Origin of the sequence: Bradyrhizobium sp. CCGUVB4N, assembly GCF_024199945.1 — a bacterium.
Lineage (GTDB): Bacteria > Pseudomonadota > Alphaproteobacteria > Rhizobiales > Xanthobacteraceae > Bradyrhizobium.
Genome location: NZ_JANADP010000001.1, coordinates 6,508,829 through 6,523,679, shown reverse-complemented (window position 1 = coordinate 6,523,679; position 14,851 = coordinate 6,508,829). Strand labels below are relative to the sequence as shown.

Annotated in this window: 9 protein-coding genes; 5 read left to right on the top strand and 4 right to left on the bottom strand. The window is 63.8% G+C overall.

Annotated features, from left to right (window positions below; genetic code table 11):
* Positions 1-112: 112 nt before the first annotated feature.
* The 4 genes from NLM31_RS30255 to NLM31_RS30240 all read right to left on the bottom strand — a co-directional run bounded on the left by NLM31_RS30255 (position 113) and on the right by NLM31_RS30240 (position 5,373).
* Positions 113-349 carry a helix-turn-helix domain-containing protein gene (locus tag NLM31_RS30255; RefSeq protein WP_254194668.1) on the bottom strand — a complete coding sequence of 79 codons (237 nt, stop codon included), beginning with the start codon at positions 347-349 and terminating at the stop codon, positions 113-115.
* Between the two features lie 784 nt (positions 350-1,133).
* Positions 1,134-1,562, bottom strand: coding sequence for a heme-binding protein (locus tag NLM31_RS30250; protein WP_254194667.1), 429 nt, complete (start codon positions 1,560-1,562; stop codon positions 1,134-1,136).
* A complete protein-coding gene (locus tag NLM31_RS30245; protein WP_254194666.1) occupies positions 1,555-4,530 on the bottom strand; it encodes an FAD-binding and (Fe-S)-binding domain-containing protein in 2,976 nt (991 codons plus the stop codon). The genes NLM31_RS30250 and NLM31_RS30245 overlap by 8 nt, the downstream gene beginning before the upstream one ends.
* A 105-nt stretch (positions 4,531-4,635) precedes the next feature.
* Complete coding sequence (locus NLM31_RS30240) at positions 4,636-5,373, bottom strand: GntR family transcriptional regulator (protein ID WP_254194665.1); 738 nt, start codon at positions 5,371-5,373, stop codon at positions 4,636-4,638.
* Between the two features lie 132 nt (positions 5,374-5,505).
* On the opposite strand from NLM31_RS30240, the gene NLM31_RS30235 reads away from it, so the two are divergent.
* The 5 genes from NLM31_RS30235 (at position 5,506) to NLM31_RS30215 (ending at position 14,684) form a co-directional block, all read left to right on the top strand.
* Positions 5,506-6,708, top strand: coding sequence for an alanine--glyoxylate aminotransferase family protein (locus NLM31_RS30235; RefSeq protein WP_254194664.1), 1,203 nt, complete (start codon positions 5,506-5,508; stop codon positions 6,706-6,708).
* 53 nt (positions 6,709-6,761) lie between these two features.
* Entirely contained in the window at positions 6,762-8,045 is a 1,284-nt protein-coding gene (locus NLM31_RS30230; protein WP_254194663.1) for an MFS transporter, read from the top strand.
* A 115-nt stretch (positions 8,046-8,160) separates the two neighbouring features.
* Positions 8,161-9,360, top strand: coding sequence for an alanine--glyoxylate aminotransferase family protein (locus NLM31_RS30225; RefSeq protein WP_254194662.1), 1,200 nt, complete (start codon positions 8,161-8,163; stop codon positions 9,358-9,360).
* A 24-nt stretch (positions 9,361-9,384) separates the two neighbouring features.
* Positions 9,385-10,182 (top strand): enoyl-CoA hydratase/isomerase family protein, encoded by a 798-nt coding sequence (locus NLM31_RS30220; RefSeq protein ID WP_254132776.1) that lies wholly within the window; start codon positions 9,385-9,387, stop codon positions 10,180-10,182.
* A gap of 584 nt (positions 10,183-10,766) precedes the next feature.
* Entirely contained in the window at positions 10,767-14,684 is a 3,918-nt protein-coding gene (locus NLM31_RS30215; protein WP_254194661.1) for a VCBS domain-containing protein, read from the top strand.
* Positions 14,685-14,851 lie beyond the last annotated feature (167 nt).

The window sequence follows — 14,851 nt, the reverse complement described above, 5'->3', positions numbered from 1 at the left end:
CTAGAGGAGCCAGGATCGGCAGCGAGAAAAGTTGAAATCGAGCCAGAGTATGGGAAGGTTTGTTAAGGGCTAACCTGCGGCGTCATCACCGAAAAGTGGCTTCAGACCACGCCTAGCGCTTGTTGAGTTTCCGTACGATCTCGGCCGGATCGAACCCAATTGCTCGTCCCAGCTCGATCAGTTCCACAACGTCAATTCGACGTTGTCCGGATTCCATGTGGGTTACCCAAGACTGGTACACCCCGAGCTTATTGGCGAGATCGACCTGCCGGAGACCTGCACCCCTTCTCAGCTCAACCAACATTGTGGCGAGCTTTTTTTGAATAGGCGAGGTAACCGTTTTGGGCATCTAGCCTCCGGAAAGAGGCGAGACACATAGAACTACTTTTCAGATACCGATAAATTAGGTATTCCTTGGGGCGCCCAACTTATTGGCTGACGGAGTTCTCGGTATTGGCTCTTTCCGTTCCACAAGCAATTGAACCCTTCGTCGAACGCGCTTATCTGCGCGAGGTTTGCGCGTCGTGCTATCTATACCAGTTTGGATACAGAGTTGTTGGGACGGGTACCGTTGTCGCAATGATTGAAATTCCAGCCGGGTTACTAGAAGAAGCAATTTTATCCAGCTTGACGCTATCGTGTAGGCTTACCCCGGACGGTAATTTGATTCCTGAGTCATCGTTTGAATGCGATAAGGGTTCTCCGACGAGCTTAAGAATTGACTCATTGCCGCTCGATCAACTGATACGGACGACCTTAACTCCTCAAAACCTTCACCTGGAGGAGGCAACGACCGCGAAGCTGAACACGCTCCTACAAAGGCTTGAAGAATCAGCAAACGTAGTGAGAGATGCGCTCGCTCGCGGCGTTGAGGAGGCAAAATGCTGAGGTACGAAAGTCTGAGCATTCGTGTCGCCATCTTGGGAAGGTTGCCTCGCCCCCAGTGACGGCGAATATTTCCTGACGCAGCCGAACCCGCAGTCATTAGACTCACGCTACTTTGAGCAAGTTCGATGATGCGATATCGTCGGTGCGGCCGCGCGCTTTGGACATGAATCTCAGACGGTTGAGACAAGTCAGCGGCATTGCGCCGCTGGGCTCACCCAGCTCGGGGGCAGCATCAGGAACGAGTACTATCCAGCGCTGGCCTTTAGCCCCGCCGCCTGAATGCCGGCCATCGCGCAAGCCTCGTCATTGTCAGAGGTGTCGCCAGAGATGCCGACAGCGCCGAGGAGCGTCGTGCCGTCGATGATCAGCACGCCGCCGGGGACCGGCACCAGCGCGCCTTTTGCGATCGTGTTCATGGCGTCGATGAAATAGGGCTGCTCCTGCGCCCGCTGAAACAGCGCCCGCGAGCCCAGGCCCATGGCGAGTGCGCCATAGGCTTTGCCGTGGGCGATCTCGGCGCGCATCAGGCTGGTGCCGTCCTGCGCGGCGGCGATCTTGAGCACGCCGCGGGCGTCGAGGACGGTGACGACGAGCGGCTTGAGCTTCAGCTCGGTCGCCTTCGCGAATGCGGCGTCGAGGATTTTGCGGGCGGTGTCGAGCGTGAGATCAGCCATGGCTGGGTTCCTTTACAGCGGTTGAAGTGGAATTGGTTGTGGCGCGATCGAGGCTCATCGCCAGCACGCGGGCGACGTGCAGCGCCTCGCGTTGCGCGCCGTCGTGGATCTGGTGGCGGCAGGAGGTGCCGTCGGCGACGACCAGCGTGGCCTGATCAGCCGTCCGTACCGCGGGCAGCAGCGACAGCTCGGCCATCTCGATCGAGGCATCATAGGTGTCGGCGCCGTAACCGAAAGCGCCCGCCATGCCGCAGCAGCTCGACTCGATGGTTTTGACCTCAAGGCCCGGGACGAGCCGCAGCACCTGCTCGACCGGCTTGAACGCGCCGAATGATTTTTGATGGCAATGGCCGTGGACCACCGCCTTGTCGGCGACGGTGCCGAGCGGCAGTTGCAGCCGGCCGGCCTCGGCCTCGCGCACCAGGAATTCCTCGAAGGTCAGCGCATGCGCGCTGACCGCCTTGGCGTCATCGTCCTTGCGCAGCGAGGCGAGCTCGTCGCGCAGCGTCAGGAGGCAGCTCGGCTCCAGGCCGACGATCGGCACGCCGCGCGCGGCAAAGGGCGCGAAGGCGGCGACGAGACGATCGAGCTCGGACCTGGCTTCGTCGACGAGACCGGCGGAAAGGAAGGTGCGGCCGCAGCACAGCGGCCGGTTGCCGCTCGCAGGTTTTGGCAGATGCACGCGATAGCCACCGGCCGTCAGCACGCGCAACGCGGCTTCGAGATTTTCGCGCTCGTAGATGCGATTGAAAGTGTCGGCGAAGAGCACGACTTCGCGTCCGTCCGCCGGGCCGACCGCTTCTGCCGGCGGCACGAAGACGTCACTGCGGAAGGCGGGGAGGGCGCGGCGCGCGCTGATGCCGGCAAAGCGCTCGAACAGCTTTCGCAGCACCGGGCTGTGGTTACGCAAATTGGCGAGCGGAGCAAAACGCGAGGCGAGGCCGGCATAGCGCGGGAGATAGCCGACCAGGCGATCGCGCAGCGTCAGGCCGTGGGAGGTTGCGCGCGCGGCCAGCACCTCGATCTTCATCTTGGCCATGTCGACGCCGGTCGGGCATTCATGGCGGCAAGCCTTGCAGGAGACGCAAAGCTTCAGTGTCTCCATCATCTCGTCGGAGGACAGCGCATCGGGGCCGAGCTGGCCTGAGATCGCGAGCCGCAGCGTGTTGGCGCGCCCGCGCGTGACGTCCTTCTCGTTGCGCGTGGCGCGATAGGACGGGCACATCACGCCGCCCTCGAGCTTGCGACAGGCGCCGTTGTTGTTGCACATTTCGACCGCGCCCTGGAAACCGCCGCCGGCGCCGGGATAAGCCGACCAGTCGAGCTTCGTCTTGAGGTCTGCGACGCGATAGTCCGGCTTGAAGCGGAACAGCGAGCGGTCGTCCATCTTCGGCGCATCGACGATCTTGCCGGGATTGAGGACGCCGTCGGGATCGAAGCGGTGCTTCACCTCCCTGAAGTCGGCGACGAGACGCTCGCCGAACATGGTCTCGTGGAATTCGGAACGCACCAGGCCGTCGCCGTGCTCGCCGGAATGCGAGCCCTTGTACTCGCGCACCAGCGCAAAGGCCTCCTCGGCGATGGCGCGCATCGCCTTGACGTCCTTGTCGAGCTTGAGGTTCAGCACGGGGCGCACATGCAGGCAGCCTTCGGAGGCGTGCGCATACATCGTGCCGCTGGTGCCGTGCCTGGCAAACACCTCGTTCAGGCGCTGAGTGTAGTCGGCGAGATGCGGCAGCGGCACGGCGCAATCCTCGACGAAGGAGACCGGCTTGCCCTCCTGCTTCATCGACATCATGACGTTGAGGCCGGCAGCGCGGAAATCGGCGATGCCGCTTTGAAGTGCGGGCTCTGATATCTCGACGACGCCACCCCATTTGCGGGTGTCGTTGTTCCAACCGAAGCCGAGATCGCCCATCAGCTCGCCGAGCTGCTTGAGGCGTGCGAGATTGTCGGCCTGGTCTTCCTCGGCGAACTCGACGACCAGCACGGCGTCCGGGTCGCCCTTGATCGCGGCATTGATGATCGGCTTGAACATCGCGATATCGCGGCCGAGCGCGATCATGGTGCGGTCGACCAGCTCGACCGCGATCGGCTTGAGCTTGACCAAATGCTGGGCCGCATCCATCGCCTCGTAGAAGCTGCCGAAATGGCAGACGCCGAGCGCCTTGTTGCGGATGACGGGCCACAGCTTCAGCTCGACCTTGGTGGTGAAGGCCAGCGTGCCTTCCGAGCCGACCAGGAGATGCGCCATGTTGTTGCGCGCATTGCGCGGCGTCAGCGCATCGAGATTGTAGCCGCCGACGCGGCGCTGCACCTTGGGAAAGCGCGCCGCGATCTCGTCGGCCTCGCGGGTGCCGAGATCGAGCATGTCGCGGAACAGCGCGCGCATGCCGTCGCCGGCATCGAGGTCGGAGAGATCGCGCGAGACCTCGCCAAATCGGCTCAGCGTGCCGTCGGCGAGCGAAGCCTCCAGCGACAGGGTGTTGTCGCGCATGGTGCCGTAGCGCAGCGAGCGGCCGCCGCAGGAATTGTTGCCGGCCATGCCGCCGATGGTGGCGCGCGAGGCCGTGGAGACGTCGACCGGAAACCAGAGGCCGTGCTTCCTGAGCTGGCGGTTGAGGTCGTCCAGCACGATGCCGGGCTCGACCACGCAGGTCCGGCCCGCGACGTCGAGCGACAGGATCTCGTTGAGGTGCTTCGAGAGGTCGACCACGAGGCCGTCATTGACGGTCTGGCCGCATTGCGAGGTGCCGCCGCCGCGCGGGGTCACCTTCACGCCCTCATCCCGGGCGATCGCCAGGGCCCGCAGCGCCTCGTCCATGGTCTTGGGGACCACGACGCCGGATGGCACGATCTGGTAGAACGAGGCATCGGTGGCGTAGCGGCCGCGGCTGAAGCCGTCGAACAGGACGTCGCCGGTCATGTCCGCGCGCAGGCGCCGTTCGAGCGAGGAGGCGTTTGTCATCCCTGGTCCTGGAGCGATCCAGCGCGGCCGTTGGCTAAGCCGGGCATGCATTCTTGTTTCTGATCGAATATATTATGAATTCAAAATGAGCAAGCCTGCTGCCTGTTAAGGCGCGGCCGGTGCGTCGGCTTCGGGCTCGGCCAGGTGTTCGATCGCCGCCACGCGCTTGTTGCGCAGGTGCTGGAACAGGATGTCACTGAGCTCGCTGCCGGCGCGCCGGCGCAGGGCGTCCAGGATCGCCTCGTGCTCGCGCATCGCCTCCGCCCAGCGCTGCCGCTTGCGGGCGAAGTTTGCGGAGTAGCGGACGCGGCGGATGCGTCCGGCGAAATTGGCGTAAGCGGTCTTCAGCGTCTCATTGCGCGCGGCTGCGACGATGCTCTCGTGGATGCGCTGGTTGGCCTGGAAATAGCCGTGCATGTCGCGATGCAGATAGTGGCCGTACATTTCGTAATGCAGCTGCTCGATCGCGGTGATTTCCTCGTCCGTAATCGCCTCGCAGGCAAGGCGCCCGGCCAGACTCTCAAGTCCGGCCATCACGTCGAACAGCTCCTCCAGGTCGCGCTGGCTGAGCTGGCGGATGCGGGCGCCGCGGTTGGGCAGCAGCTCGATCAGGCCCTCGGCCGCGAGCACCTTCAGCGCTTCGCGCAAGGGTGTCCGGGAGATGCCGAGCATCTCGCAGAGCTGACGCTCGGGAACGCGGGCGCCGTCGGGAATGTTGCCTTCCACGACGTAGTCGCGCAGCCGCAGTAGGATCTCGCCATGGAGCGAGGCCGCCTCGCGGTCGCCGCCATTCGTGGCGGGTGGGGCGATCGGGACCCCGGTGTCGGGAATCGTGGATTTCATTTGCAGCACAATAGTTTGCTCGATTAACCGCGTCGACGCCCGCAATCAAATACCAAATTTCGATTGAAATGACAAAAAATGAATGCAAAATGGCGATCGAGCAGGCCAAAATCCGTTGCCAGGGAGGTTTTCATGCATCAGGGACACCATTTCCTTCAGATTCCGGGTCCGAGCCCGGTCCCCGAGCGCGTCCTGCGCGCCATGGACATGCCGGTCATCGACCACCGCAGCGCCGAATTCGGCGCACTCGGCTGCGCCGTGCTCGAAGGCAGCCAGAAGATCTTCCAGACCAAGGGGCCGGTCATCATCTTCCCCTCATCAGGCACCGGCGCCTGGGAGGCCGCGATCGTCAACACGCTCTCGCCCGGCGACAAGGTGCTGATGGTCGAGACCGGCCATTTCGCCACGCTGTGGCGGCAGATGGCCGGGCGCTTCGGCATCGAGGTCGATTTCGTGCCCGGCGACTGGCGTCGCGGCGCCGACCCGGCCATGGTCGAAGCAAAACTCACCGAGGACAAGACGCACGCGATCAAGGCCGTGATGGTCGTGCACAACGAGACCTCGACCGGTGCCACCAGTCGCATCGCCGAGATCCGCGCCGCGATCGACCGCGCCGCGCATCCGGCGCTGTTGATGGTCGACACCATCTCCTCGCTCGGCTCGGTCGACTATCGCCACGACGAGTGGAAGGTCGACGTCAGCGTCAGTTGCTCGCAGAAGGGCTTTATGCTGCCGCCCGGTCTCGGCTTCAACGCGATCTCGGAGAAGGCGCGCGCGGCGGCGAGGACCAACAAGACGCCGCGCTCCTATTTCGACTGGGAGGAGATGCTCAAGCCCAACGCCAACGGCTTCTTCCCCTACACGCCGGCGACCAATTTGCTCTACGGCCTGCGCGAAGCGATCGCGATGCTGCTCGAAGAGGGGCTCGACAACGTGTTCGCACGACACGAGAGGCTTGCGGCCGCGACGCGCGCCGCCGTCAATCATTGGGGCCTCGAAGTGCTCTGCCAGGAGCCGTCGGAATTCTCACCGGTGCTGACCGCGGTGCTGATGCCGCCGGGACATGATGCCGACCAGTTCCGCAAGATCGTGCTCGAGAATTACAACATGTCGCTCGGCTCGGGCCTCTCCAAGGTCGCCGGAAAGGTCTTCCGCATCGGCCATCTCGGCGAATGCAATGCGCTGACGCTGCTCGGCGCGCTCACCGGTGTCGAGATGGGCCTGTCGGTCGCCGGCGTGCCGCACCGCTCCGGCGGCGTCGACGTCGCGATGAAGCTGCTGGAGCAGCGCCCGCAGGGCAATGCATCGCCGCATCTGAAAGTGGTCAGCACCTAGAATTGCGCAGGGACACGCAAGGCCAATCATAAGAACGATCAGGAGGGGTGGAGATGGGAATTCGGTTCAAGGCCACGCATGTCGTGCTGGCGATGCTCTGCGCGATGTATTTCATCACCTATGTCGATCGGGTGAACATCGGCACCGCTGCGAGCGAGATCCAGAAGGAGCTCGCGCTCTCGAATACCCAGCTCGGCCTCGTCTTCTCGGCCTTCGCCTATCCCTATCTGCTGTTCCAGGTGATCGGCGGCTGGGTCGGCGATCGGTTCGGGCCGCGCAAGACGCTGTTCTGGTGCGGCATGATCTGGGCGGTCGCGACCATCTCGACCGGCTTCGTCAACGGGCTCACGGCGCTGTTCGTCGCCCGCTTCGCGCTCGGCTTCGGCGAGGGCGCGACGTTCCCGACCGCGACGCGCGCGATGCAATACTGGACGCCGGCCAATCGCCGCGGCTTTGCGCAAGGCCTCACTCATTCCTTTGCCCGGCTCGGCAATGCCGTGACGCCGCCGGTGGTGGCGCTCCTGATCCTCTGGCTGACTTGGCGCGGCGCCTTCGTCGTGCTCGGCCTCGTCAGCCTGGTCTGGGGCGTGATCTGGGTCTGGTACTTCCGCAACGAGCCGAAAGAACACGCTTCCATCACGGAAGCGGAGCTTGCCGCGCTGCCGCCGCGCCCGACCGGCGAGCGACCCCGCGTGCCCTGGGGCCCGCTGTTGGGGCGGATGTGGCCTGTGACGCTGACATATTTCTGCTACGGCTGGTGCCTGTGGCTCTATCTCAACTGGCTGCCGCTGTTCTTCAAGAACAACTACAATCTCGACATCAAGAACTCGGCGCTGTTCGCCTCCGGGGTCTTCTTCGCCGGCGTGATCGGCGACAGCGTCGGCGGCGTGATCTCGGACAAAATCCTCGATCGCACCGGCAATGTCCGCCTGGCGCGGCTCAGCGTCACCGCTGCGGGGTTTGCGGGAGCGCTGCTCTCGCTGTTCCCGATCCTGTTCGTCCACGACATCACGATCGTGGCGCTGTGCCTGTCGGCCGGTTTTTTCTGTGCCGAACTGGTGATCGGCCCGATGTGGTCGATCCCGATGGACATCGCCCCGAAATATTCGGGGACCGCGTCGGGGCTGATGAACACCGGCTCGGCCTTTGCGGCCATCGTCTCGCCGCTGGTCGCGGGCTTCGTGATCGACGCGACCGGAAACTGGTACCTGCCGTTCCTGATGTCGATGGGGCTGCTGCTGCTCGGCGGTGTCTCGGCCTTCCTGATGCACCCGGAACGGCCGTTTACCGAGGCCGAAGGGCGCCTGCCGTCCGGCAACGTGGTGGCCGCGGAGTAGGGGCGGCGGAGGGGCCCCGCTTATGCATGGGAGCAGCCCTTTGGAGAGGGGACAAGCCGGTCAAATGGTGCTATTCGGCGGCCATCAAAACAAGGCTAGACCGGGAAGGACGCCTATGACCGTGCATACTGGAAGGCATTTTCTCCAGATTCCAGGACCGACCAACGTGCCCGACCGCGTGCTGCGGGCGATGGACATGCCGACGCTGGACCATCGCGGTCCGGAGTTCGCCGAGCTCGGTTTCGCGGTCCTGGCCTCGATGCAGCGGGTATTCCGCACCAAGCAGCCCGTGATCATCTTCCCCTCGTCCGGCACCGGCGCCTGGGAAGCGGCCATGGTCAACGTGTTCGCCCCCGGCGACAAGGTGCTGATGTGCGAGACCGGCCAGTTCGCCGTGCTGTGGCGCGGCATTGCCGAAAAATTCAAGATCGACGTCGACTTCATTCCGAGCGACTGGCGCCATGGCGCCGACCTCGCCGAGATCGAGAAGCGCCTCGTCGCCGACAAGCAGCACGCGATCAAGGCGGTCTGCGTCGTCCACAACGAGACCTCGACCGGCTGCGTGACGCCGCCGCTCGACGTGCGCAAGCTGCTCGACCGCGTCAAGCATCCGGCGCTCTTGATGGTCGACACCATCTCCGGCCTCGGCTCGATGGAATACGAGCACGACGCCTGGGGCATCGACGTGTCGGTCGCCGGCTCGCAGAAGGGCCTGATGCTGCCGCCGGGTCTCAGCTTCAATGCCGTCTCGGAGAAGGCGCTCGCGGTGGCGAAGGCCAACCCCGGCATGCGCTCCTATTGGGACTGGCAGGAAGTCATCACCTTCAACAAGCTCGGCACCTTCCCCTACACGCCCGCGACCAATCTGCTCTACGGCCTGCGTGAAGCGGTGAAGATGCTGGAAGAGGAAGGGCTCGAGAACGTCTGGTCCCGCCACAAGCGCCACAGCGCCGCGACGCGTGCTGCGGCCAAGGTCTGGGGCCTGGAGACGCAGTGCGTCGATCCGGCCGCGCATTCGCCGGCGCTGACCGGCGTGCGCGTGCCTGACGGACACGATGCCGACGCCTTCCGCAAGGTGGTGCTGGAAAACTTCGACATGTCGCTCGGCACCGGCCTGAACAAGGTCAAGGGCAAGGTGTTCCGCATCGGCCATATCGGTCATTTCAACGATCTGATGCTGATGGGCACGCTCGCCGGCGTCGAGATGGGCCTGGATCTTGCAAAGATTCCGCACCGGAGCGGTGGCGTGCTGGCGGCCATGGACGTCCTGAAGGGACGCGACGCGGTGCCGATGACCAAGGCTCAGGTGGCCTGAACTAACTTGGAAGGTGATAGCGCGATGAACGCACCGACGACGACCAACGAAGACCTGCTCTACTCCGTCACGGACGGCATCGCGCGGATCACCTTCAACCGCCCGCAGGCGCGCAACGCCATGACCTTCGCCATGTATGACCGCATGGCGGAGATCTGCCTGGAGATCAACGCCGATCGTTCGATCAAGGCGCTGATCCTCACCGGCGCCGGCGACAAGGCGTTCGCCTCCGGCACCGACATCTCGCAGTTCCGCGCGTTCAAGACGGCACAGGATGCGCTCGACTACGAGGCGCGGATCGACCGTGTGCTCGGCACGCTCGAGCAGTGCCGCGTCCCCGTGATCGCGGCCATCGCCGGCGCCTGCACCGGGGGCGGCGCCGGCATCGCCGCATGCTGCGATCTGCGCATCGGCACCGAGACGACGCGCATGGGTTTCCCGATCGCGCGCACGCTCGGCAATTGCCTGTCGATGTCCAACATCAGCCGCGTCGTTTCGCTGGTGGGTCCCGCCCGCACCAAGGATCTCATCTTCAGGGCGCGGCTGGTCGAGGCGCAGGAAGCGCTGTCGCTCGGCCTGCTCACCGAAATCGTGCCTGATGTCGAGACCCTGCAGCGCCGCGCTGACGAGACGGCAAAGCTCGTCGCAAGCCACGCTCCGCTGACGCTCGAAACGACCAAGGAAGCGGTACGCCGCATCCGCCCCACGCTGTCGCGCGAGCAGGGCGAGGACCTGATCCTCAAGGCCTATATGAGCGAGGATTTCCGCGAGGGCATGGACGCTTTCCTCAACAAGCGCACGCCCAACTGGAAGGGCAAGTAGCGCCGGCACTTTGCTTTTCGCGCCATTGCACTGGCACGAAAAGCCAAGGCGATCTCTGTCAATCGTCAGTCGTTCAGCACAACTCCCGATGTCACAAATGAGTCAAGCGGTTCCGTTGCCCGGAACCGCAATTGCAAGCGTGCGCTCTTGCGCGTTCACGTTGACGCCGCGATGCGGCCGGGCATAATATCGCAGAGGTTGCATGGGGCCGTCTCGCATTTTTGACGGGCCGGCCGGCAAGTGATTTCAAGTCCAGTCAAATTGAGTGACGTGAATTGCGTGAAGCGTTCCGGCCGACCTTGCTGCAACCCGACGTCATTGAACTGAAATTGAACTGTAGACGTAATGAACTAGCTTTCGACGACGCGAGCCGCGCCAAAATTCATTGCTGCTGACCTCCCGAAGCCAGGCACGGCATCGCGAACACGCCAAGCTCCTGAGCCAAACTCCTAAGCCAAGACCCTTAAGCCAAGGCCTTTGATTCCCGAACGTTGAGTCACGTCCGATCTTGCGGACGCGATTAGTTGCGTCGCCGTGCCCTCGTGCGGCTGCGCCTTGATGACAAACGCAGGCAGGGATTTTCCATGACCAATCATACGCCGGTTTTCACGTCCTCATCCACAACGGGCAGCTTCACCGAATTCGCCGACACCACCGATTCCACGACGTTGCACACGTTGTCAGGCACGATGAGTTTCAAGGACAGCGACAAGACCGACATCCACACCACGTCGGCGACGCTGCAGTCGGCGGTGCTGTCCAGCGGAACGATCATTCCGGCGGCCTCCCTGGCGCATTTCCAGACTGCGATGCATTCGCAGATTCTCGGCGATTCCAACGGCTCGGGCCAACTCAAATGGAATTTCAGCGACGCGGATGAGGATTTCGATTTCCTTGCGAAGAACCAGACGCTGGTTCTGACCTACGACATGACGGTTTCCGACAATCACGGCGGCACCGCGATCCAGACCGTCAAGGTCACCGTCACCGGCACCGACGACAAGCCCGTCATCAACATGACGACGACGGCGACGGTCAGCGAGCAGGCCAACCAGACGCTGTCGCTATCGCCCGACACGGTCCACGTCGCGCTCAACTTCACCGACGACGATCTCACCAACACCGGCCACACCGCGACCGTGATCGGCGTATCCGCATCCGGCGCCACCGCGGGCCTGTTGCCGGGCGCGCTCGGCGACGCCGAATTGATGGCGTTCTATCATGTCGACAATGTCATCAAGAATTCCGGCTCGAGCGCCGGCACCATCAACACCACTTTTTCGGCGCCCGACCTCGCCTTCGACTATCTTGCGGCCGGCCAGCATCTCGACATCACCTACACCGTGCAACTCGACGATCATGCCGGTGGACTCTCGACGCAGACGGTCACGGTCACCGTGATCGGCACCAACGACAAGCCGGCGTTCCTGTCGTGCCCGGAATCGGCCGCCCTCGTCGAGGATCATCATGTCGATCCGACCGGCAATCTGACCGCGCATGACAGCCTGCTCTTCACCGACATCGATCTCGCCGACGCGCATACTGTCTCGACGACGGTGACGGCGACCCGTTCGGGCGGCGGCGCGATCCCGCTGACCAATGCGCAATTGCTGGCCGCGTTCGGCACCTCGCTCCACGATTCGACCGGGCATGTGATCGGCGATATCGACTGGAATTTCGCGTTTCCCAATTCCGAGGCCAACTTCCTTGGCAATGGCGAGACGCTCAAGCTCGTCTATCACGTCACGGTCGACGACGGTCACGGCGGCACCGCCACGCAGGACGTCGCCATCACGATCCTCGGGGTCAATCATCCCGTCGTCATCACCAGCGCTCCAGAATCCTCCACCGTGGCCGAGCAGGACGCCACCACGGGTTCGTCCGCGCCCGACACGACGCCGACCACGCCGGCCGGCACGCTCGCCTTCACCGACCAGGACACCAGCGACACGCACACGGTGGCCGTGACGCTGGATTCGACCTCCGGCGCGACGCCGCCGGCCGCGACGCAGGCCGATCTTGCGGCGGCGCTGACGACGGTGCTGCACGATTCCGCAGGCACAGGCACGGGCAGCATCGACTGGAATTTTGCGATTCCCGACAAGGATCTCGATTATCTCGCGGCCAACGAGACGCTGACGGTGAACTACGACATCAAGGTCGCGGACGGCTCGACCAGCTCGACCCAGACCGTCTCCGTCGTCATCACCGGCGCCAATGATGCACCCGTCATCACCAGCGGGCCGCAATCGGCGTCGCTGTCCGAGCAGCCCGGCGTGACCGGATCGAGCGCCATCGACACCACGAGCCCAGTGCCGACGGGAACGCTGAGCTTCAATGATGTCGATCTGTCGGACGCCCATTCCGTCAGTGTCGCGCTGGATTCTGCGGTGTGGTCGGTCAATCCCAGCTTCGTGCCGCCGGATACGCTCGCGGACCTCCAGAATGCGCTCGCCACGGCACTGCATGATTCGACCGGAGCGGGCACGGGCAGCGTCGACTGGAGCTTCGCTATCAAGGATTCCGACCTCGACTTCCTGAGTCTCGGCGAAACCCTCACCGTGCAGTATGACGTCATCGTCGCCGACGCGACGACAAGCTCGACACAGACGGTGACGGTGACGATTGACGGCGCGTCTGATCCGCTGCTGGTGAGTCCGGTGAGCTTGGATACGTCCGACACGTCAGTTGCCGATACCGGCGCCCTGCTTGCCAGTGGTGCCATCGCCGATGCGAGCCATCCGGTCGACCTGTCGATGCCGCGCAACATCTCGGAGGTGAACGGCAGCGCGGCCAATGTCGGCGCGCTGGTCGCCGGCACCTATGGCTCTCTGCAACTCAACGCGGACGGCAGCTACGCCTACTACGCGAATGCCTCGGTCGATCCGCTTCAGGCCGGCGACCATGTCAGCGACCAGTTCAACTTCACGGTCGATGATGGCCAGGGCCATCAGGCGACGACGACGCTGACCTTCAACATTGCAGGCGCCGACGATTTCCCGATCGTCATGGCCGCCAATGTGAGCGGGTCGGTCACTGAAGACGCTGGCCCCGCGGCAATCGTCAACGGCGATTTCGAGACCGGCGACCTGTCGGGCTGGTCCACCAGCGGTTCGCACATCCATGTCGCACAGCTCGAGGTCGGCGGCAGCTTCGGCCATTACTCGGTACAACTCGCACCGACCGGCAGCGAGGAGACATTGTCCCAAAACGTCGCGACCACGCCGGGACAGCACTATTTCCTCAGTTTCGATCTCATCGGCGATCCCGAAGGCTTCAGTACCCCGTTCTCGTTGACCTGGGACGGCGTCAGTCTCATGTCAGTGAGCGACGTCGCGCCAGGAATCCATCACTACGCCTTCGAGGTTTCCGGAGATTCCCTGCTCTCGACGTCGACCCTGCAATTCTCTTATGCAGACGATGCCGACGGTATGATCCTGGACTCCGTCAACGTCAATCCGGCGATGGGCCCCCCAACCGAATCCTCCGCGGGTTCGATCTCGTTCTCCGATGCAGAGACGGGCGATACGCACACCGCGAGCTTCGCGCCGGCGAGCGGCGGCTATCTCGGCACGTTCTCGCTCGATCCGCTCAGCGAGTCCGGAGGAACGGGATCGGTCGGCTGGCACTTCACGGTGAACAACGCCGACATCCAGTTCCTGGCACAGGGCCAGACGCTGACCCAGGACTATTTCGTCACGATCGACGATGGTCATGGCGGTACGGCCACGCAGGATGTCACGGTGACCCTCGACGGCACCAATGACGCGCCGACCGCGGTCGGCGAAACCGTGGTCACGGATGTCGGTGCCGGCGGCTCCGTCGCGATCCCCGGTTGGGCGCTGGCGCTGAACGACACCGACCCCGATACGACGGACCACCTCGCGCTCGGCGCGATCACGGCGAGCTCGGGCGGCAGCGCAAGCGTAACTTTGGGTCAGGCGTCTTTCACCGACGACGCTACGCCCGGCGGTTCGTTCGACTACACGGCTTCGGACGGGATGACGACATCGGCCAATACTGCAACCGCGACCATCATCAACAACGCAGCCGGCGCGTCAGTGCTGAACGGGACCGGCGGCGATGACATCCTCATCGCTACCAACGGGACCGAGGCTCTGAATGGCGGCGCAGGCAACGATGTCCTGATCGGAACGCCGGCCGGTCATGTCATGACCGGCGGCAGCGGCAACGATACTTTCGCCTTCTTCCAGCCGCCGACCGCGCCCGGCCAGATCACCGACTTCAACACCTCCACCGAGCACGGTCGCATCGCGATCTCGGCGAGCGGCTTCGGTGGCGGCCTGACGGCAGGCATGGACGTGACGTCGATATTCGAAAGCTCGGCCGACGATACGTTCACCGGCGCGGCCGAATTCCACTTCGATACGGCCAACCAGACGCTCTATTTCAGCGCGGACGGGACGCAAGGCTCGGCGCATGCGATCGTCGCAGTCCAGGCCGCGGCGGTGATCAATCCGCATGACATCCTGATCGTGTAGCCGTCGCCGCACCGGCCTTGCGAACCGGGCGCGGGCTCCGCAAGGGGTCCGCGCTTTTTTGCGGGCCGGCGGCGCTTGCAATCGGTCTCATTCCAAAGTCATAAGCGGTGCGACGCCGGGCGGCTTGAACTGGCCGGCGTTCGCCCGCACAATGCAGCTGGTCTTTG

Bases quoted from the DNA above. Each gene is read 5' to 3' on its own strand.
- NLM31_RS30255 (WP_254194668.1), bottom strand. From the start codon at position 349: ATGCCCAAAACGGTTACCTCGCCTATTCAAAAAAAGCTCGCCACAATG.
- NLM31_RS30250 (WP_254194667.1), bottom strand. From the start codon at position 1,562: ATGGCTGATCTCACGCTCGACACCGCCCGCAAAATCCTCGACGCCGCA.
- NLM31_RS30245 (WP_254194666.1), bottom strand. From the start codon at position 4,530: ATGACAAACGCCTCCTCGCTCGAACGGCGCCTGCGCGCGGACATGACC.
- NLM31_RS30240 (WP_254194665.1), bottom strand. From the start codon at position 5,373: ATGAAATCCACGATTCCCGACACCGGGGTCCCGATCGCCCCACCCGCC.
- NLM31_RS30235 (WP_254194664.1), top strand. From the start codon at position 5,506: ATGCATCAGGGACACCATTTCCTTCAGATTCCGGGTCCGAGCCCGGTC.
- NLM31_RS30230 (WP_254194663.1), top strand. From the start codon at position 6,762: ATGGGAATTCGGTTCAAGGCCACGCATGTCGTGCTGGCGATGCTCTGC.
- NLM31_RS30225 (WP_254194662.1), top strand. From the start codon at position 8,161: ATGACCGTGCATACTGGAAGGCATTTTCTCCAGATTCCAGGACCGACC.
- NLM31_RS30220 (WP_254132776.1), top strand. From the start codon at position 9,385: ATGAACGCACCGACGACGACCAACGAAGACCTGCTCTACTCCGTCACG.
- NLM31_RS30215 (WP_254194661.1), top strand. From the start codon at position 10,767: ATGACCAATCATACGCCGGTTTTCACGTCCTCATCCACAACGGGCAGC.